Origin of the sequence: Formosa bonchosmolovskayae (assembly GCF_051016085.1) — a bacterium.
In the GTDB taxonomy this organism is placed as follows: Bacteria; Bacteroidota; Bacteroidia; order Flavobacteriales; family Flavobacteriaceae; genus Formosa.
Map to the genome: position 1 here is coordinate 3021838 of NZ_CP174605.1, position 19588 is coordinate 3041425.

At 33.2% G+C, this 19588-nt stretch carries 18 protein-coding genes and 1 tRNA gene; 12 read left to right on the plus strand and 7 right to left on the minus strand.

Translation table 11 applies throughout. From position 1 onward, the window contains the following. A complete protein-coding gene (locus ACKC83_RS12820) occupies positions 1-531 on the minus strand; it encodes a KdsC family phosphatase (protein ID WP_434035805.1) in 531 nt (176 codons plus the stop codon). Further along, positions 512-1279 carry a Rossmann-like and DUF2520 domain-containing protein gene (locus ACKC83_RS12825; RefSeq protein ID WP_434035806.1) on the minus strand — a complete coding sequence of 256 codons (768 nt, stop codon included), beginning with the start codon at positions 1277-1279 and terminating at the stop codon, positions 512-514. The genes ACKC83_RS12820 and ACKC83_RS12825 overlap by 20 nt, the downstream gene beginning before the upstream one ends. A gap of 158 nt (positions 1280-1437) precedes the next feature. On the opposite strand from ACKC83_RS12825, the gene ACKC83_RS12830 reads away from it, so the two are divergent. Together ACKC83_RS12830 and ccsA are read left to right on the plus strand one after the other, a co-directional pair. Further along, positions 1438-1839: a group III truncated hemoglobin gene (locus ACKC83_RS12830; protein WP_434035807.1), complete on the plus strand. Its 402-nt coding sequence runs from the start codon at positions 1438-1440 to the stop codon at positions 1837-1839. Between the two features lie 112 nt (positions 1840-1951). Continuing rightward, complete coding sequence (gene ccsA / locus ACKC83_RS12835; RefSeq protein ID WP_434035808.1) at positions 1952-5146, plus strand: cytochrome c biogenesis protein CcsA; 3195 nt, start codon at positions 1952-1954, stop codon at positions 5144-5146. Positions 5147-5153: 7 nt separating this feature from the next. Here the strand turns inward: ccsA and ACKC83_RS12840 are convergent, their stop codons facing one another. Together ACKC83_RS12840 and ACKC83_RS12845 are read right to left on the minus strand one after the other, a co-directional pair. Then, complete coding sequence (locus ACKC83_RS12840) at positions 5154-5867, minus strand: DUF3307 domain-containing protein (RefSeq protein ID WP_434035809.1); 714 nt, start codon at positions 5865-5867, stop codon at positions 5154-5156. Continuing rightward, on the minus strand, positions 5864-6460 hold the full coding sequence (locus tag ACKC83_RS12845; RefSeq protein WP_434035810.1) for a SatD family protein: 597 nt from the start codon (positions 6458-6460) through the stop codon (positions 5864-5866). Before ACKC83_RS12845 ends, ACKC83_RS12840 begins: the two co-directional genes overlap by 4 nt. Positions 6461-6650: 190 nt before the next feature. Here ACKC83_RS12845 and mscL point away from each other — a divergent pair, with 190 nt between their 5' ends. From mscL to ACKC83_RS12870, 5 genes are all read left to right on the plus strand, one after another. Further along, positions 6651-7100, plus strand: coding sequence for a large conductance mechanosensitive channel protein MscL (mscL, locus tag ACKC83_RS12850; RefSeq protein ID WP_434035811.1), 450 nt, complete (start codon positions 6651-6653; stop codon positions 7098-7100). Positions 7101-7328: 228 nt separating this feature from the next. Beyond that, on the plus strand, positions 7329-7934 hold the full coding sequence (locus ACKC83_RS12855) for a glutathione peroxidase (RefSeq protein WP_434035812.1): 606 nt from the start codon (positions 7329-7331) through the stop codon (positions 7932-7934). Between the two features lie 4 nt (positions 7935-7938). Then, complete coding sequence (locus ACKC83_RS12860; protein WP_434035813.1) at positions 7939-9108, plus strand: trans-sulfuration enzyme family protein; 1170 nt, start codon at positions 7939-7941, stop codon at positions 9106-9108. Between the two features lie 41 nt (positions 9109-9149). Then, positions 9150-9866 carry a bacillithiol biosynthesis deacetylase BshB1 gene (gene bshB1 / locus ACKC83_RS12865; protein ID WP_434035814.1) on the plus strand — a complete coding sequence of 239 codons (717 nt, stop codon included), beginning with the start codon at positions 9150-9152 and terminating at the stop codon, positions 9864-9866. Positions 9867-9943: 77 nt separating this feature from the next. After that, positions 9944-10019: transfer RNA gene (locus ACKC83_RS12870), tRNA-His, on the plus strand. Positions 10020-10080: 61 nt separating this feature from the next. Here the strand turns inward: ACKC83_RS12870 and ACKC83_RS12875 are convergent. After that, entirely contained in the window at positions 10081-11034 is a 954-nt protein-coding gene (locus ACKC83_RS12875; RefSeq protein ID WP_434035815.1) for an MBL fold metallo-hydrolase, read from the minus strand. A gap of 300 nt (positions 11035-11334) precedes the next feature. Further along, positions 11335-12201 (minus strand): DUF808 domain-containing protein, encoded by an 867-nt coding sequence (locus ACKC83_RS12880; RefSeq protein ID WP_434035816.1) that lies wholly within the window; start codon positions 12199-12201, stop codon positions 11335-11337. A 424-nt stretch (positions 12202-12625) separates the two neighbouring features. On the opposite strand from ACKC83_RS12880, the gene ACKC83_RS12885 reads away from it, so the two are divergent. The 4 genes from ACKC83_RS12885 (at position 12626) to ACKC83_RS12900 (ending at position 15851) form a co-directional block, all read left to right on the plus strand. Next, a complete protein-coding gene (locus ACKC83_RS12885) occupies positions 12626-13165 on the plus strand; it encodes an acyl-CoA thioesterase (protein WP_414034272.1) in 540 nt (179 codons plus the stop codon). A gap of 343 nt (positions 13166-13508) precedes the next feature. Beyond that, positions 13509-13811: a hypothetical protein gene (locus ACKC83_RS12890; RefSeq protein ID WP_434035817.1), complete on the plus strand. Its 303-nt coding sequence runs from the start codon at positions 13509-13511 to the stop codon at positions 13809-13811. A 112-nt stretch (positions 13812-13923) separates the two neighbouring features. Further along, complete coding sequence (locus ACKC83_RS12895; RefSeq protein WP_414034274.1) at positions 13924-14229, plus strand: hypothetical protein; 306 nt, start codon at positions 13924-13926, stop codon at positions 14227-14229. Positions 14230-14501: 272 nt separating this feature from the next. Further along, a complete protein-coding gene (locus ACKC83_RS12900) occupies positions 14502-15851 on the plus strand; it encodes a sigma-54-dependent transcriptional regulator (protein ID WP_414034275.1) in 1350 nt (449 codons plus the stop codon). Here the strand turns inward: ACKC83_RS12900 and ACKC83_RS12905 are convergent. Continuing rightward, positions 15841-18282, minus strand: a complete 2442-nt coding sequence (locus ACKC83_RS12905; protein ID WP_434035818.1) for an ATP-binding response regulator — start codon at positions 18280-18282, stop codon at positions 15841-15843. The genes ACKC83_RS12900 and ACKC83_RS12905 overlap by 11 nt on opposite strands. A gap of 527 nt (positions 18283-18809) precedes the next feature. Here ACKC83_RS12905 and ACKC83_RS12910 point away from each other — a divergent pair. Further along, positions 18810-19586 carry a GH25 family lysozyme gene (locus tag ACKC83_RS12910; RefSeq protein WP_434035819.1) on the plus strand — a complete coding sequence of 259 codons (777 nt, stop codon included), beginning with the start codon at positions 18810-18812 and terminating at the stop codon, positions 19584-19586. The last annotated feature ends 2 nt before the right edge of the window (positions 19587-19588 follow it).

Below are 19588 nucleotides of genomic sequence, written 5' to 3' on the forward strand. Positions count from 1 at the left end.
TTAGTCGTATTTCGAGTTGAAATTACCACTCCAATTGCCTTGTACTTTTAGCACTTGTTCAATAACATCTCTAACGGCACCTTTGCCACCATTTTTATGAGATACGTATTTCGATATGTTTTTAATTTCGGGAACGGCATCTTGTGGACAAGTTGGTAAACCTACAACAAGCATCACTGGGAAATCTGGAATGTCGTCACCCATGTAAAGTATGTTTTCTGTTTTAATATCGTGTTTTTGAACATACTCATCTAACTGATCTAGCTTATTATGTGCTCCCAAAAAGATATCGGTAATACCTAAGCCTTGTAAACGTTTACGCACCCCTTCATTAGAACCGCCCGAGATAATACAAATTCTATAACCGGCATCTATCGCAGTTTTTAAAGCGTAACCATCTTTAATATTCATAACTCTAAGCATTTCTCCTGTCGTGGTTACTGTGACGTTTCCATCGGTTAAAACACCATCCACATCAAAAATAAAAGTGGTTATGTGTTCTAAATATTCTTTATAGCTTTTTTCTTCCATGAGTTTCTGTTATTGATTCGGTTAATAGCTTATAGATTGCTTTATGTTGCGGGTTTTCTATTAAATTTAAATGCTTCTTAATGGTTTGCTTATCACCGCGAGTTGCCGGTCCGGTTTGCGCCATATAGGGAGACATATTCTGAATTTTTTTAGCTGTTTCTAGAATTAATGGTTTTAAAACATCGAATTCTATTTGATTGGCTTCAGTGATTTCGTGAGCAATACGATACATCTGATTGGTAAAATTGTTAGCAAATACGGCCGCGATATGTAGGCGTTTACGTTGTTCTGTAGAGACTTTGTAATCCTGACTCCCAATAGCATGTGCCAATGTTTTTAGTAATTTATAATCCGCTTTTTTCAAAGCTTCAATACACAACGGAATAGTGTTAAAATCTATAGTGGCATCTTTTGTAAAGGTTTGCAACGGATAAAAAACGCCACGCCTATGCTTAGCATCTAAGTCGTAAAGACTAGCGGTACCGGATGTGTGCACTACAAGACGGTCTTGAAACGGTAACGCTTCAGAAACAGTGGCAATGGCATCGTCACTAACGGCCATAACGTAGAGGTCTGCTTCGACTAATTCTATAAGGGAATCGGTAACAGATACTTCATTTTTATAGGTGGAAATTTTATCAATATGCCTATTGTACCATTGTGTTACAGTAATTGCATCAGAATTATGAAACACTTTATATAAATGAGTGGCGACATTTCCTGCGCCAAGTAATACGACTGAAATCATCCTGCTAAAATACATTTTTTAAAAATATTTTATGGCTATAGCTAGATAAATTCAGTAATTAGCAGATCAAATTCACTTATGCAGGAGTTAAGTAGCTTCTTTTGTTTTATGTAAACTATATTTGCGATTCACTTTATAGGAATTTAAATTTTAAAGTAATGGATGTTATAAAATCTGATATTAAAAATCGCGAAGATGTCCATAAACTGGTATCTGCGTTTTACGATAAAATTAGAAAAGACGATTTTTTAGGGCCTTTTTTTGAACCTATTATTACCGATTGGCCAGAACATATCGATCGGTTAACGTCGTTTTGGGAATCGAGTTTGTTTTTAAAAACAAAATATTATGGCAATCCATTAGAGACACATATTAGAGTAGACGAAGAAAATAACAATGCAATTTCCGAACAGCATTTTGGCGCTTGGTTAAACCTTTGGTTAGAAACAATCGATCAGCTTTTTGAAGGCGATATTGCTAATAATGCGAAGCAAAGAGCTCGTAAAATGGGGACATTTTTATACTTAAATATCTTTCAAGCAAGACAAAATAAAGAATAGCATTTAGTCATCTTAAAATTAGGTTAATTTTAACAGTCTTTGCGTTTAATACGTACCCAACAACCGAACAAAAAGCACTAAATTTGCGCACTTAAAATCAAGAGAAACCGCTATGCAAAACAAACTTGCCAAGATTCTTTTTTCCACACGTTTAACATCCATATTGTTTATAGTTTTTGCTGCAGCCATGGCTATCGGTACATTTCTTGACGCTGGACAAGACACGTCTCCAACACCTTATTCTAGAAATTTAATTTATAATACTTGGTGGTTTGAAGCCATTATGGTTGTTTTCGTAATTAACTTTATTGGGAATATTAAACGTTACCGTTTGTACAAAAAAGAAAAATGGGCGTCTTTAGTGCTTCACTTATCTTTTATTTTAATCCTTTTAGGTGCTTTTATTACTAGATATATTGGTTTTGAAGGGATGATGGCCATTCGAGAAGGCGCCACAGAAAACACATTTTTATCTCAAAAAACGTATATCACTGCATTTATAGATGGTGATTATATGATTGATGGCGTACCACAACGTTTGCCATTAGAAGAGGAAGTCGATTTTTCTAAGCGATTAGATAATTCTTTTAAAATTGAAACAAAATACGACCAACAGCCGGTAACCATTGAAATGACCGATTTTATTGGTGGGGCAGAGGAAGATATTATTCCAGACGAAAATGGGGAATCGTATTTAAAGCTAGTCGAAGCTGGAAACGGACAACCTCACAATCACTTTTTAAAATCTGGAGAAGTTCAGAGCATTCATAGTTTATTAATTTCTTTAAATAAGCCTACAGATGGTGCTATTAATATTAGCACTACCGATGAGGGTATTTTTATAGATTCTCCTTTTGAAGGCGAATATTTAACCATGGCCACTATGGCAACAGGGAAGTTGGTAAAAGATAGTTTACAACCTTTAATTCTACGTTCACGTTATGTTATTGGAGATATGCAACTTGTATTTCCTAAGCCAGTGGTAAAAGGTACTTTCGGAATTGTTAAAAAAGCAGAATTTCTTAAAAACGATGAAGATGGCGTTATTCTTAATGTAACGGCAAACGGAGAAACTAAAGAAGTTGGATTATTAGGCGGGAAAGGTTCTAACGGTGCCTTTAAACAAGTGCAAGTTGGTGGTTTGGATTTCGCCTTAAAATACGGGTCTAAAGTTATCGAACTTCCGTTTAGTGTAAAACTTAATGATTTTGAAGCCGAACGCTATCCGGGAACTGAAAATAGTTACTCTGCCTTTTCTAGTCAGGTAACTGTTATAGATGAAGAAGAAGGCGATTTTGATTATAAGATTTTTATGAATCATATTTTAGATCACCGCGGCTATCGCTTTTTTCAATCTGGATTTGATCCTGACGAAAAAGGAACAATTCTGTCTGTAAATCATGATTATTATGGCACACTATTTACGTATATCGGTTACTTCTTATTGTATTTTGGGATGTTAGCAACACTAGTTACTAAAGGAACGCGATTTGGAGATTTACGCAGAAAACTTGATAAGATAAAAGCGAAGAAAGCCAAATTGCTTTCAATTTTACTCTTGTGTTTTGCATTTAACGGATTTGCACAAGGACATTCGGACAACGATGGACATGCGCATGGTGTAAAGCCAACCAAAGCGCAAATAGATTCTATTCTAGTTGCTAATAAGGTACCACAAGATCATGCCGATAAATTTGGGCATATGGTTATTCAGGATATTGGCGGGCGTATGATGCCTGTTAATACGTACGCTTCAGAGTTGTTACGTAAATTATCAAATTCAGATACTTATGCAGGTTTAGATGCAGATCAGGTGTTTTTATCTATGCACGAAAGTCCGTTGTTATGGTATAATGTACCAATTGTATATTTAAAATATAAGAAAGCCGATTCGTTGCGTTCGATAATTGGGATTCCAAAAGATCAGAAATTTGCAACTTTAGCCGATTTCTTTACAGACCGTGGTGCATATAAATTAGGACCATATTTAGAAGAAGCGTATAAAGCACCAATTCCTAACGGATTTCAAAAGGAATTCAAGGAAACCGATCAGCACGTAAATTTATTATACAATACAATTGAAGGACGTTCATTGCGAATTTTTCCTATTCCAGATGATGAAAATAACAAATGGATCTCTTCAATAGAATATAAAGGAGGAACGCTTAAAGTTGAAGATTCTCTGTATTCAAATTTTATAAATAGTGGTTTTTCTGCCTATTTAATGACGCTGAATCAAGCAAAGAGAACAGGCGATTTTACCGATGCAAATAAGTTATTAGATGCTTTTCATAAAACACAAGAGCAATATGGTAGTGATGTCATGCTATCGGATGAAAAGATAAGAACTGAAATTTTATATAATCATTACGATATTTTTAAAAACCTGTTTAGTTATTATCTCTATGCTGGAATTTTAATGTTTACGATACTAATTGTTCAAATTTTTAAGAGCAAAAGTAAAGCCGTGAATGTAGGTGTTACCGTATTTAAATGGATTGTAGTTGCTTTGTTTGTGTTGCATACCTTAGGATTAATAGCACGTTGGTATATTTCAGGACATGCGCCTTGGAGTGATGCCTACGAGTCTATGATTTATGTAGCTTGGGCAACCATGCTGTTTGGATTACTTCTAGGAAGAAAAAGTGATTTAACCATTGCGTCTACAGCTTTGGTGACGTCAATGATTTTAATGGTGGCTCATTGGAACTGGATGGATCCAGCGATAGCAAACTTGCAACCGGTTTTAGATAGTTATTGGTTAATGATTCACGTGGCAGTAATTGTAGGAAGTTATGGTCCGTTTACTATAGGTATGATTTTAGGTTTAACCGTATTATTCCTAATGATTTTCACCAATAAAGAGAACAAAGATAAAATGCTGATTAATATTAATGAGCTAACCGTAATTAACGAAATGGCCTTAACCATTGGTTTAGTCATGTTAACAATAGGAAACTTCCTTGGAGGAATGTGGGCTAACGAAAGTTGGGGACGTTACTGGGGATGGGATCCTAAAGAAACATGGGCATTAATTAGTATTATGGTGTATGCGTTTGTAATCCACATGCGTTTAGTGCCAGGGTTAAGAGGCCGTTTCGGGTACAATTTAGCATCTGTTTTAGCATTTTCTAGTATTATGATGACCTATTTTGGAGTGAATTTTTACTTAGCAGGACTGCATTCTTATGCTAGTGGAGATCAGATTGTAAGTGTTAAATTTATCTTGATCACTTTAGGGATTGTCGCTGTAATAGCAGGCTTTGCTTATGTGAAATATGCTAAGTTTTATAAAAAGAGTAAATAATATAGTTTTAAATAAGTTGTTGTAGATAGTTAAAAACTAATCCACAACATATTGCAAGACCGAAGCTTAATAGGGTACCAATTAAAATGTATTCTGTTAATTTTCGGTCTTTTGCTTTCGATAAATCTCCAAAGCGAAATACCGATTTTGCTGTGATTAAAAACCCGATACCTGACCAGAAATTCATTACAATAAATAAGAACACAAATAAACGTTCTAACATGCCTATATAAGCACCGGCATCTTTTAGAGAGGCTTCATTGTTTTCTTCTAATTGCCATTTAGAAATTATAATTTTCATAATTACAGAAGACACCACAGTTACAAATATTATGGAACAGATTAGGAGCAAGAATGTGGTATTGTAAAGTGTATCTATAGAAATAGAACGTGGTTTGTAAATAGCTACAACACATGCTATAATAATAAGGTGTGCCAGTTGGTCTAAACAAAATAGCCAGCGGGAGTTTATCTTGGTGTTTAGATATAGTTTTATGGCATCGATTATAAAGTGAGAAAGTGTAATAATAAGTATGCCCCAGATGTAATTAAAGTCGAATTGAAGCACCACAAGCAACGCTATAAAATGAATCGCTATGTGAAAATATAAATATTTCGATTTTAGCTTACGGTGCTCTTTGTCTTCAACCCATTTTGTAGGTTGTAAAAGGAAATCACCAATTAAGTGCGCGAGGAATAGTTTTATAAAAAGAGCAATCATAGTGAGACATTTTTAGTGAAGAACTGTATCATTTTTAAAATTTCATCATAGCCCGCACGTTTTAATCCTTGACTAACATTGCCTTGGGTGCTTTCTGTTAATTCCGCCAGTTGCATTTGATTGTATTCGGGATGCGTAAGTGCTAATTTTAGTAACGATGCAGTGGTTGGAGTCCATGTGTTCATGGTGAGTAATGCTAATTCTAGCATAATGTTTATCGTGGTGTCAAATTTTAAGTCATCAGATTTTATAGCCAAATTTGTTTTTTTTAATTGCTCAAAACATTCGCCAGAGTATATAAACGCACTACCATTAGATTCGGTTATGCTATTGGCATTGTATGTTTTTTCTCCAATACCAATGGCAAGTCTTACGTCTATAGATTTAAATTGTTTTATACCGGCCTTTATTAAAATGGCTGTTTTTAAGGCGTCTTTCGGAGAAATTTCTAGTTGAAAGCTATCGCCTCTGTATATTTCCCATTGCTTAGGAGCTTGTCCGTAGCGATTCAGGATCGCTTTTAATTCGGTAAGCCAGTCGCTTACATCTTGCGTTCTAGAGTTAATAATATCTCCGGTTATTATGCCAATCATTCTTTAATGCCTTTTATCAAATATATTGGAATTTTTAGTAACTTCAAAATTATTAGCTATAAAACTAATAATTGACATTATTAGCTTAAAAGATTATATTTGCATTTATTAGCTTTAATACTAATATTTATCTGTAATTATAGCTTTGAGAAACTAGAGATTAAAAATATATTTGTCTAAAAAGAAAATTATGAAACTAATACAGGAATTTAAAGAGTTCGCGATTAAGGGAAACATGATAGATATGGCTGTTGGTATTATTATCGGAGCTTCATTTAATAAGGTAATTGATGTCTTGGTAAAACAAGTATTTATGCCACCGCTATCTTTATTGTCGGATGGTATTCACTTTCAAGATAAAGTATGGGTGTTAAGAGAAGCAGTAAATGATGCTAGTGGTGTTGTAGTGGCAGAGCAAATTTCTATAGGTTATGGTGCTTTAATTGAAGCTTTTTTAGATTTCATTATTATTGGTTTTACCGTATTTATTGTAGTGAAGTTTATGAATAGATTACGAAACAAATCACAAGATCCAAAGAATAAAACGGTTGTAACCCCAAAAGATATTCAGTTATTAGCTGGAATTACAGATTTATTGGAAGAACAAAACGCCATGCTAAAAGGTAAAATGAAGTCATAAAAAAACTACCAAGACACTAAGGTCATGATAGTTTTTTTCGAATTAATTAATAGCACCTTTATATGGTTAATCTTTAACATTCCTAATTAAAGATTACATAGTTAAAATTTACATTCCAAATATAGTCGACCTGTAGATTATATAAAATACCCAATTTTGGGTATTTTTTGGTTTATATGGTAATCTAGAAATAATAGTGATGTTTAAATAATTTTATACCTTTATAAGATGAAAAATACTTTAATAATAGTGTTTGCTTTTATACTGTGTAGTTGTAAGCAAAACACAAAAGAGACGTCTATAGTGCCTAGTGAAGACATAAGTACCACGGTAGATAAAAGTAGTGCCTTAGAGAAGGAAACTATATATCAATTTAAGGTTCGGGATTTGTACGGGAATCCGTTTGATTTTTCAACCTTAAAAGGCAAAAAAGTAATGCTGGTAAACACAGCGAGTAAATGCGGATTAACACCGCAATACGAACAACTTCAGGAGATATACGAAACCTATCAAGATCAAGGTTTTACTATTGTTGGTTTTCCTGCGAATAATTTTAAAAGTCAGGAGCCAGGAACAGATACCGAAATCGCAGCGTTTTGTGAGGCCAATTACGGTGTCACGTTTCCTATGATGAGCAAGATTTCTGTAAAAGGATCTGATATGGACGACGTTTATAAATTCTTAACCCAAAAGGAAAGAAATGGATTAGAAGATTCTGAAGTAGAATGGAATTTTCAAAAATATTTAATAGATGAGAATGGATATGTTGTTCGTGTAGTTGCACCAAAAACATTACCTACAGATGACTCAATTATTTCTTGGATAAAAAGCTAATATCATGACTAAAAAATTAGGATTACAAACCATATGTACCCATGTTGGAGAAGTAAAGGATGAACAGTTTAAAGGGGCTGTATCTCCAATTTATATGTCTACATCTTATCAGTTTGAAGACGTCGATGTAAAACGTTACCCACGTTATTTTAATACTCCAAATCAAGAATTCTTATCCAAAAAGATAGCGGCTTTAGAACATGCTGAGGCTGGAATGATTTTTGGTTCTGGAATGGCTGCTATTAGTACGGTCTTACTTGCCTTTTTAAAAACGGGCGATCATATTGTGGTACAAAACACATTGTATGGCGGTACGAGTAATTTTATACGTGAAGAGTTTCCTAAATACGGTATAGAATTTTCCTTTACAGATGGATATGAAGTTTCAGATTTTGAAGACAAAATACAAGAGCATACAAAAGTTATTTACATTGAAACACCGTCTAATCCACTATTAACCATTACCGATATAAAAGGTGTTGCTGCATTGGCTAAAGAGAAAGGCTTACTGTCTATTATAGACAATACATTTGCCAGTCCAGTGAATCAGAATCCAATAGATTTCGGGATCGATATCGTACTGCATTCAGCTACTAAATATCTTGGTGGTCACAGTGATATTTTGGCCGGAGCGGTAGCTTGTTCTAACGAGCACATGAAAATAATTTGGAACGTCGCTAAAAATTTAGGTGGTAGTTTAAGCGATTTCATGGTCTGGATGCTAGAGCGTAGTATTAAAACATTAGTCCTTCGTGTAAAAGCTCAGAATAGAAATGCGAAGAAGTTGGCGAAGTTTTTAAATTCACATTCAGATATTAAAAACGTGTATTATCCAGGTCTAAAAAGTCATCCGCAGTATGCTTTAGCAAAATCTCAAATGAAAGGTTTTGGAGGAATGTTATCCTTTGAATTGAATGATGAACTAGATGCTTTATCATTTCAAAAAGCATTAAAATTAATAAAACCATCTATGAGTTTGGCTGGGGTTGAAAGTACCATGTTATCGCCATATAAAACGTCTCACGGATTATTAAGTCAGGAAGAACGAGACCGTATTGGCGTCACCAATGGTTTGATTCGTTTTTCTGTAGGAATAGAGACAAAAGACGATTTAATAGAAGATATTGAGCAGGCTATTAAAGCTGTAAAGAAACAGGCTAAAGTAGAAGCCTAATTATTAAAGGACAAACAGCCTTTTAAATTAAAAAGAAGTAGATGAAATTAGATATACTTGCAATCGGGGCACACCCAGACGATGTAGAATTGGGATGTGGCGCAACCATTGCAAAAGAAATAGCCAACGGAAAAACAGTTGGAATTATAGATTTAACTCGTGGTGAACTAGGAACCCGAGGCACTGCAGAAACCCGTGATGCAGAAGCCAAAGATGCTGCTAAAATTTTAGGCGTTTCGGTGCGGGAAAATTTAGGCTTTGCTGATGCTTTTTTTTTAAACGATAAAAAGCATCAATTAGAAGTCATTAAAATGATTCGTAAATATCAACCGGATATTGTGCTTTGCAATGCAATAGACGATCGCCATATAGACCATGGAAAAGGTAGTAAATTGGTTAGTGATGCTTGCTTTTTAAGTGGCTTAAAAAAAATAGAAACAGAAGTAGGAGGTGAGCCTCAAATACAGTGGAGACCGCAACATGTGTATCACTATATACAATGGAAACCAATTACTCCCGATTTTGTTGTAGATGTTACAGGATATATAGAAACTAAAGAACAAGCTGTTTTAGCATATAAAACACAATTTTTTGATCCCGATAGTAAAGAACCAGAAACACCTATTTCAAGTAAAAATTTTACAGATAGTGTAAATTATCGTGCAAAAGACTTAGGACGTATGATTGGTGTGGAATATGCAGAAGGCTTTACGTCAGAGCGTTATGTGGCGGTGGAAAATTTATTTAAAATAAAATGATATTTTTTTTAAAAAAGGCTTGGAATTTCTATAAAATCTCTTAAATTTGCACACGCATTACAAAAATGCAGTTACATGGTGGTTGTAGCTCAGTTGGTTAGAGCATTGGTTTGTGGTACCAAGGGTCGCCGGTTCGAATCCGGTCTTCCACCCAAAAAGTAAAAGCCTTTCGATTTTTCGAAAGGCTTTTTTTGTGGATATAACTGTTGTATTCCTAAAATTCTAAGCGCTCGCCTTGCTCTGGAAATACCAAATCTAAACCCAAATTATTTTGAGCTTGTAATTGTTCAGAGATCTTCAGCATATGCTCTACAGGTGGCTTTTGGTGTGTGATTATAGTTTTAAATCCCTTTAGAGCTTTTTCTCCCGTTAACTGTTGCAATACTTTAAGCTCCTTATAAAACCAATTGGGAGTCAAGTGACCAAACAATGCTGTGTCGGCTTGTTCATTAGGGAATGACACTTCAATAAACATAGCACGTAACTGTTTCTTTTTAATTAATGGAGCGATGGCCATCCATAAATTTTTTAAATCGGCGCTTTTCTCTATTTTATCGGGACCAGTGTCGCCTAAGTACAAGATGTAATCCTTCTGCTTTCTAATTAAAAAAGCGGTGCTCTCAAACGGACTCACATGACTAAGCGGAAAAGCTGTAACATACATATCTGTATTTGTAATAGGAACCTCTTGATGTATATTTAAAGTTTTAAAATGATATCGCTTTATTTGATAACCTGGACCTTCATCTCCGAAATTGGCCCATGTTTCACCATTAAAATAATGGTTCTGCATCATGCTCATACATTTTTGTGTGGCATACACTGTTTTCGAAGAATCGGCAGGAGAATTAATAATAAGCCCGGAAACATGATCTAAATGTGCGTGAGATATAAGATATCCTTTAATGTAGTTTCGTAACACATCGCTTGTAGACGTATTAAAGACCTTGTTTTTAACCGCCATTTTAAGACCTGCATGAATGGTACCGGCATCTAGACATATAAAATCGTTCGAGTTTACGGGAGCTACCATATAGGCCGATAAATTAGTCTCGTCTATACCACCTTTAACGCCTAATGGTATAACTTGAAATGCGGGAGCGCGTTGTGCTAAAAGAGTAAATGTGCAACATAATACACAAATAAAAAGGGATATAATACGTCTCATTATAGATGCTTTTAATAGGGATTAGGTGTATTGTGTAAAATTAAAAGCTTAAACTTTATATTCATTAGTTTTTAATCAAAAATGCTAATGAATTAAGTGTCAATCTATAATGTTTATAAATATCTTAAATAATGTTAAAATTTATACCATATTATAAATTGTAATGTCTATTTTTGAATCATACCAATCAACTTACAAGCAAACTAACCATTAAAAAAAGCGTCATTTTTTAAAGACGCTTTTTTGATTTGTTTTATGATTTAACCTAGAGTGTAGGCGCTAAGTAAGGCACTTTTACTATTAGATTTTCGATTTTATTTTTTTAAATAGACTAATGATTAGGAGAACCACAAAACCGATTACTGTACCTGAAATTAATTCAGACAGTATACTAGGAAGTGTGTGAAAAAGATCGTGTAAATATGGAATATTATGAATAAAAATTCCACCAGAAACCAATAGTAGCGCAATAGTTCCAACAACTCCTAGTCCTTTAATAACCCATGGAAGTGCTTGTACTAATATGCGTCCAATTTTATCTGAAAAACTATTGTCTTCTTCGTTTAGATTAATCAGTTTTAATCCGAAATCATCCATTCTAACAATAAGGGCAACAATGCCATAAACACCTACTGTCGCTATAAGTGCGACTACAGAAACTACTATGATTTGTGTTGTTAGCGGATGTCCAACCACTGTACCTAAAGCAATTATAACAATTTCAACAGAGAGAATAAAATCGGTGACTATGGCCGCTTTAATTTTTTCCTGTTCTAATTTTAATAAATCTGCTTCAGTTTTGGCCTCGACGATTTTTTCGGTGTGATGATGATGAGGAACAAAAAACTCATATATTTTTTCGGCACCTTCGTAAGCTAAATATAGTCCACCTAATGTTAATATAATAGGAATGGACTGCGGTAAAAAAGCACTAAGTAAAAAAGCAAAAGGTAGAATAATCACTTTGTTTTTAAGTGATCCTTTAGTTATAGCCCATAGTACTGGTATTTCTCTAGAAGATAAAAAACCAGAAGCTTTTTCTGCATTTACAGCTAAATCATCTCCTAAGATACCTGCTGTTTTTTTGGTAGCTAATTTTCCCATGGTTGCCACGTCATCCATCAATGCCGCGATATCGTCTAATAAAGCAAAAAATCCTGAAGCCATTTACATTTAGATTTAAGAAATCCTAAGATTCATTTGTACAAATGTAATTACTGTACATTAAATGATAACTAAAATTGTATCACTAAGTTTTAAAAACTGATAATTTTTCAAATTAACTGATTGTATTTTATATATATAATAAAGGAGCGTATCGTTTTATACGAAGTATACTAAAACTAAGTAAGGATGGTTAATTATTGGCTAAACCAAGCTAGAATAATGCGTATGTATTTAGTTGTACTTAGATTTTTGGTTAAAATACTTAGTTTTTAATTGTTTTATTGTAAGTATTAGTGCGTAATTGTTAAAATATTATTAGTAAACAGGTCGTTATATATTATTATTAATAGTAATTTAGACTGATGTATAACGTTATCGGAAAAATAATTACATTTAAACGTTAGAACACTACAAACTAAGAATTATGAAATATAAGCATATTGAAGATTCCCAAATCACTATGACCCAATTAATGTTGCCCTCACACTCTAATTTTAGAGGAAATATTCACGGAGGTTTTATATTAAATTTAATGGATCAAATTGCATTTGCTTGCGCTTCAAAACATTCCGAACACTATTCGGTAACAGCTTCTGTTAATAAAGTCGATTTTTTAAATGCAATTGCCGTTGGTGAATTGGTAACCTTAAAAGCATCTATAAATTATACAGGTAGAACGTCTATGGTTGTAGGCTTACGGGTGGAATCTGAAGATATACATACTGGAGTAATTAAGCACTGTAATTCGTCTTATTTTACAATGGTTGCAAAAGATAAGGCCTATAACAGTATAGAAGTTCCTGGTCTAATTCTTAATAGTCCGGATAGCATAAGACGCTTTGCTAGAAGTATTAAAAGACAAAAACAAGCACGTAAACGAAGTGAAAATTTTAATTCTATAGATTTTAAAATTGAAGAATATCTGGACGAAGTTAGAGAACACAACGTTAAAATCGAGCTGTAAAAATAAAATTTAAATAGTTTAATCAGATATCTACATTGTAGCTGTCTGATTTTTTTTGTGCCTAATGGGAACCATTTCTTTTCTACTTACTTTCTACACTTCATCATATAATAGATAATCTTACTGTCCTACTGTGTAAAAGGTGTGTAATTTTTTTACAGGATACACTATTGTATTACACACATTTCTTTCATTTTTTTAATCATTTTTTATTTGTTTTTCTTTTAAACCCGCGTGTTTACTACAGTGTTTAGTTGTTGGCTTACTTGTTTTATAGGCATGGCATGTTTATTTCATATTACTAATCAAAACAATTAAAAGAACAGTTTAAAATATATAGAAAATGAAGAATATTGTAATAGCATCGGCATTGGCATTAGGAGGGATATCTACCCAAGCGACATCTTCACAACCTCTATTTTTTCACGACGGAATTATGGACATCGTTTTTCAAGAGGATTTTACTCCAATTGAAATTAATCAATTGCCAAACCCGATTTTGGAAGCGGTGGTTAAAAATCATGGAACGGTTGAAATCTCTAAGGCCTACAAAAACGACTTAAAAGAATTTAAACTGGAACTAAGTATAGATAATTCTATAGTAACGGTTTATAAAGATGAAAACGGACATTGGATAAACAAATAATCGCTGATTAACGCATAATAAAAAAGACTGTTTTTATTGAACAGAGCACGAGTAGATTAAGCATTAAAGCGATATAGTAATAAATAATTGATTAACATTAAAATTTAAAGTTATGAGAAATATATTTTTAACATTAGCATTTTTAGCACTTATATTAAGTAATATTAGTTTTTACGCGGCATCACCAGTTCATTTAACACTTCAGGATGGAACATTTGTGTTGCAAGAAGAGTTTAAAGAAATTAAAACAGCAGAATTACCATTAGCTATTCAAGAAGCTGTTGCAGTAGATTTTCCTAATGCAACAATTCTAAAGGCTTATGTAAATGAAGTGAAAGAATATAAATTAGACCTAAGTATGTCGGGAACTACGCAAACAGTTTACGCAGATGCTACGGGAAAATGGATTAACAAATAGATAAAACCAATTAACCATTTTTAATCTATTTAGTTTGTTTTTAGTCTGTTAGTTGCGGTTGAGTAAAACTATTTTGCGGCATAAGATAATTGTTGTAAAATGAATTTACACCAATTACAGACTATTAAATTTAAATTTTAGTCACAAAAAAAGCTGAAATATAAGTTATTATTTAATTTTAAATTCAGAGGGAGAAAAGAGGGTGTTTTATTAAAGCACCCTCTTTTTTTTGCTTAATTTTAGGGTCTAATATTTTACTTTTTAAACACTACATGAAGTCAATCCTTTTAATAGAAGATGATGTTGCTTTTTCTAATATGCTTAAACGATTTTTAGAAAAACACGATTACACTGTAACGTTAAGTTATGGTTTCGAGGATGCTAAAACCATAATTATAAACGATGATTTCGATTTAATTTTTACGGATTTAAGGCTTCCCGATGGAAATGGATTAGAGTTGTTAGAAATCGTAAAAGAGCATAAAGCGAAAACACCCGTAATTTTAATGACGGGTTATGCCGAAGTTTCTACGGCTGTTAAGGCTATGAAACAAGGTGCAATCGATTATATTTCCAAACCTTTTAATCAGGACGAAGTTTTACATGTTATTACTAATGCTTTAAAATCTGAACAAAAAGTAGCTAGTGCTCCAAAAGAGGTGGTGAAGAAGGCGTCTCAATTAAATTCTGAATTTGTGACAGGAATAAGTTCTTCTTCAAAAAAATTGAACGAATATATTCAGTTGGTAGGCCCTACAGATATGTCGGTTTTAATCACAGGAGAGAGTGGTACCGGGAAAGAAGTTGTGGCAAAATCTATTCATAAAACAAGCTCAAGAAAAAATAAACCTTTTGTTGCTGTAGATTGTGGTGCGATTCCAAATGAAATTGCGGCAAGTGAATTTTTTGGTCATAAAAAAGGATCGTTTACAGGTGCGGTAAGTGATAAAAAAGGACATTTTGAATCGGCTAATTACGGAACTCTATTTTTAGATGAAGTAGGAAACTTATCTTACGAGAATCAAATCCAGTTGCTTCGTGCATTGCAAGAGCGTCGCGTTAAACCTTTAGGTAGTAGTACAGAAATAGAAGTTGATATAAGATTAATTACAGCGACAAACGAAGATTTGCTAAAGGCGGTAGACGAAGGGGAGTTTAGAGAAGATTTGTATCATAGATTGAATGAGTTTACAATTAAAATTCCGAATCTACAGGAGCGAAAAGACGACCTTATTATTTTTGCCGATTACTTTTTAGATAAAGCCAATGTGCAATTAAATAAAAATGTTATTGGCTTTAGTGACGACGTTTTAAAAATTTTCCAAAATTACTCATGGCCTGGGAACTTACGGGAATTTGGAAATGTGGTGAAGCGAGCCACCTTATTAACTACAGGCGATTTAATAGAACAGCAAGTCTTGCCCATGGAGCTAACTCAAGGCGCAGCATCTAAACAAGAACCTTTGCAAAAGAAAAGTTTCTCGACTAAAGACAACGAAAAAGATTTAATTATTCGTGCATTGGAACAAGCAAATAACAATAAAACACATGCCGCTAAATTGTTAAATGTGACTCGTAAAACATTATATAATAAGATTAAAGAATATAATATTAGTCTATAAATTGTTCCATTTCTATAACGGTTAAATTGGTGTTTCTTTTCAGATGCTCAAAGGTGGTATCTAACATATTATCATGTATATCTTCAAGCTTATCTAAATAGGTTAAATACGGAATTACACTATTAATTTCCAATTGTTTAAACATAGTAAGCATCTTGTGACTTGTGGCATGTATGCTTTCTAAATTCTTATTTTTAATAGCTTGTTCTAAGGTCTCCAAATTTAGTTCTGTCTCATTTAAAAACAACTGTAAGGTGTCCTTTAGAGACTCGATGTCGTTGTTAAGAAACGAACTAATAGGTGTTAAGTTAAAATGTTCAAACTTAAAAATGTCTTCTGAATTGTTCTGAGAAACAGGCTCTAATTTTACGCCAGGTAACCATTTACTTACCGTGTGTATTAAATCGTCTGCACCATACGGTTTAAAAATAATATCTACAAACCCACTGTCTTTATATACTTTACCTTTTAAATCCTTACGTCCAGTAGAAGCAATTATAGGCTGATTTTTATAAAAGTCCGAGGCTTTTAAGGTTTCCATAAAATGGAATCCATTCATATTTGGTAACTGAATATCTGTAATCACTAAATCGAAAGGTAAATTCTTCATTTCTTTTAGCGCTTTTTTAGCCGTTTCAAAAGCGGTGACATTTATATTCTTATCTTGAAGAATATCGGTTAACAATTGTCTTAAAGAGGCATCATCGTCTATTACAATAACATTTAAGTTAGAGGCAATGGTTTCGGTGTTTGGTTTAAGTTTAACAACCGGTTTAACACTGTAGGCTATGGGAAGTGTAAGGATAAAAGTACTTCCTTTCTTTTCTTCGCTGGTGAACGATAATTCGCCACCCAGTAGATTTGCTAATTTTTTGGAAATGGTTAATCCTAGTCCGAAACCTTCGTATTTCTTTTCACTATGACTTTCAATTTGAGTGAATTCTTCGAAAATTATAGATTGCTTTTCAATAGGTATTCCAATTCCTGTATCTGAAACCAAAATTTGTAAAAACGGTTTACGGTCTACGTTTTTAAAGGTTTTAGTTTCAATTTTAATTTCTCCAGACTCCGTGAATTTATACGCATTTCCTACTAAATTATAAAGGATTTGTCTCACACGAAAAGGATCTCCAAGAATAGACTTTTCTAGATTAGAATTATAATCAGTATTTAGGTTAATAGCTTTATCAGGATATACCGATTTTACGCTAACCATCACTTCGTCGATAATTGGATTGAGTAAATACGGAATGTGATCTATAGAGATGTTGCCACGTTCTAACTTGGAAAATTCTAATAAATCGTCTACTAAATCTTTCATGTATTTAGAAGCTTTAGAAATCCTATCGATATAATATTTAGGTTTACTGTCTTTAATAATTTTTGCCAGCAAATCGCTATATCCTGTAATGGTACTTAAAGGTGTACGTAAATCATGACTCACCATAGAAATAAGCTGTTCACGACTCTGTAGAAGTGAGCTTGTATACGCATTCGCTTTTTCTAATTCTTTTCTGTATTTCTGACTTTTCCAGAAGTCGTTTAAAATAATAAACGAAAATAAAATAACTAAAATGGTACCCACAATAGTGGCTAAGCTTAAAATTTTTGTACTTCTATTTAAAGCCGAATCGCGTTGCTGATTTATTTTCTCGGAATGTTCGAGTATTTCATGTTCTAAGTTATACAGCAGTTTTCTTAAACTTTGAGATACATTTAAATCACTTTTTAAAAGAGAATTCTCTTTGTTGGATAAATTGGTTTTCTGAATGAGTGCATCTCTCTTTACCTGTTTAAGAAGGTCTCGAGCAGCAACGACAATAGAATCTAATCGTTTTTCGCTTTTTTCTTCGTCTTGTTCTTTAGGGCGATATTTATTGACAATCGCAATATATTCTTCGATAGATTTTCGATGTGCAGGGGTCAATGCATCAGGATCTTCAGCGAAATCTAATATGGTTAATCGGCCCACAGAACTTTCTATAGCATTTATTCTTGTTAATGCATTTTCTATAGATCGTTCAGAAATGTCATCTTCCTTAATATGTTTAAGGGCCTTTATATTATTGAATTTTACAGCGATTAACTGTTTAACACTGTCTAATAATAAAAATTGATGTTCGTTGTCTAATTTAACTTTTAAACTATCGATATCTGCATTTAAAGTACTGTTTTTAGCAATATAGAGGTCAAACTGACTTTCAGATCCGCTTTGAATAGCTGCTCTGGCAAAACTCTCATTTTCATAGATATCTGCAATTAGGTTACCGACAGCAATAATTTTATTTCGATCACTTACATCATCACGTTTAAGGTTCAAGAAGTTTTTAATTTCCGAAAACACTAAAAAAGTAGTGGTAACAGCAACAACGGCTAATATAATATAGCCTACAATTACTTTTACGGTAAATTTTCTATTCGAATTTTCCATAATGTAAAATTAGTGAAATGTTCGTGATATAATTCGTCCAAATAATTTTTGAATGCGAATATTATGTAAAAATATTTCTCAATAGTGTTAACGTATCATATTTAGATAAGAGAAGAACGATGTAGTGTCTAAACCTCAATTTTAATTAAGCCAAATAAGTTTTTAGGAACGTATGGAATTATACACACTACAGATGAAGATAAATTGATAAAAAAAATAATAAAATTGTAACGAATTAGCACTTATTTGCCAATAATGCGTGTAATATGGCAGATATAAAGCGCTTATATATTTATTTTTCGAAAAAACAAAATTTATTTTGTAATCAAACAAATTGATTTTCAGGTTCTTAAAAAAAAAGATTACTGCATTACGGGAAAACCGTAATACAATTAAAAGGCTATACCTTATATTTGTTACAGCTATTAGTTAATTAGGGGGTATTACTAAGCGGTAATACAAAATAGGCACATGGTATTTCCATGTGTCTTTTTTTTATGCTCATTTAATATATTAGTTTTGTATTCATGGTTCGAAAAAAAGTAATTATTTCTTTAATTATAGCTTGTAGTGGTGTTCTTATATTTGCTATATATTACTTTAGGCTCGATTTAAGTATTTTGTATTATAGACTAAACCAAGAACCCAGTACTGCAAATTCTAAAAACGAATCTATTTTTAAGCGATATCCAAGGTATTTGTATGGCATAGACCTTTCTCATTATCAAGGAAAAATAGACTGGAATGAAGTTAACTACATTAACGATAGTATACCAATTGCATTTATAATTATTCGAGCAACCATGGGAATAGATGGATTGGATAGTGCATATATAACGCGTTGGGAAACTATTAAAAGTAAACAAGTGGTTCGTGGTGCATATCATTACTACAGGCCAAACCAGCACTCTCTTACTCAGGCCGCGCAGTTTAAGGCGCATGTGACTTTAAATCCAGGAGATTTTCCTCCAATTTTAGACATCGAAAATTTATCGACTATTCAATCTGTAGAGAATTTAAAACTCGGTATTAAAAAATGGTTGGTCGATGTAGAACTACATTATGGTGTTACGCCTATAATTTATACTGGAGATCACTTTTATCGCAAGCACTTAAATACCCCAGAATTTGATAAATATCCCATATGGATAGCTAATTATGGGAACTATGCCGAGCCTTTTACGCAACCGTGGAATATCTGGCAATTTACAGAACGTGGCCAAATTGATGGTGTAGAAGGATATATTGATTTAAACGTATTTAAAGGGACGTACCAAGATTTTAAAGCATTATTGATTAAGTAGTC

Excerpts from the sequence above, each read along its gene's own strand:
- ACKC83_RS12875 (WP_434035815.1), bottom strand. The coding sequence starts at position 11,034 with ATGAGACGTATTATATCCCTTTTTATTTGTGTATTATGTTGCACATTT.
- ACKC83_RS12885 (WP_414034272.1), top strand. The coding sequence starts at position 12,626 with ATGAAATATAAGCATATTGAAGATTCCCAAATCACTATGACCCAATTA.
- ACKC83_RS12910 (WP_434035819.1), top strand. The coding sequence starts at position 18,810 with ATGGTTCGAAAAAAAGTAATTATTTCTTTAATTATAGCTTGTAGTGGT.
- ACKC83_RS12900 (WP_414034275.1), top strand. The coding sequence starts at position 14,502 with ATGAAGTCAATCCTTTTAATAGAAGATGATGTTGCTTTTTCTAATATG.
- ACKC83_RS12825 (WP_434035806.1), bottom strand. The coding sequence starts at position 1,279 with ATGATTTCAGTCGTATTACTTGGCGCAGGAAATGTCGCCACTCATTTA.
- ACKC83_RS12880 (WP_434035816.1), bottom strand. The coding sequence starts at position 12,201 with ATGGCTTCAGGATTTTTTGCTTTATTAGACGATATCGCGGCATTGATG.
- ACKC83_RS12845 (WP_434035810.1), bottom strand. The coding sequence starts at position 6,460 with ATGATTGGCATAATAACCGGAGATATTATTAACTCTAGAACGCAAGAT.
- mscL (WP_434035811.1), top strand. The coding sequence starts at position 6,651 with ATGAAACTAATACAGGAATTTAAAGAGTTCGCGATTAAGGGAAACATG.
- ACKC83_RS12830 (WP_434035807.1), top strand. The coding sequence starts at position 1,438 with ATGGATGTTATAAAATCTGATATTAAAAATCGCGAAGATGTCCATAAA.
- ACKC83_RS12895 (WP_414034274.1), top strand. The coding sequence starts at position 13,924 with ATGAGAAATATATTTTTAACATTAGCATTTTTAGCACTTATATTAAGT.
- ACKC83_RS12840 (WP_434035809.1), bottom strand. The coding sequence starts at position 5,867 with ATGATTGCTCTTTTTATAAAACTATTCCTCGCGCACTTAATTGGTGAT.
- ACKC83_RS12860 (WP_434035813.1), top strand. The coding sequence starts at position 7,939 with ATGACTAAAAAATTAGGATTACAAACCATATGTACCCATGTTGGAGAA.
- ACKC83_RS12820 (WP_434035805.1), bottom strand. The coding sequence starts at position 531 with ATGGAAGAAAAAAGCTATAAAGAATATTTAGAACACATAACCACTTTT.
- ACKC83_RS12890 (WP_434035817.1), top strand. The coding sequence starts at position 13,509 with ATGAAGAATATTGTAATAGCATCGGCATTGGCATTAGGAGGGATATCT.
- bshB1 (WP_434035814.1), top strand. The coding sequence starts at position 9,150 with ATGAAATTAGATATACTTGCAATCGGGGCACACCCAGACGATGTAGAA.
- ccsA (WP_434035808.1), top strand. The coding sequence starts at position 1,952 with ATGCAAAACAAACTTGCCAAGATTCTTTTTTCCACACGTTTAACATCC.
- ACKC83_RS12855 (WP_434035812.1), top strand. The coding sequence starts at position 7,329 with ATGAAAAATACTTTAATAATAGTGTTTGCTTTTATACTGTGTAGTTGT.
- ACKC83_RS12905 (WP_434035818.1), bottom strand. The coding sequence starts at position 18,282 with ATGGAAAATTCGAATAGAAAATTTACCGTAAAAGTAATTGTAGGCTAT.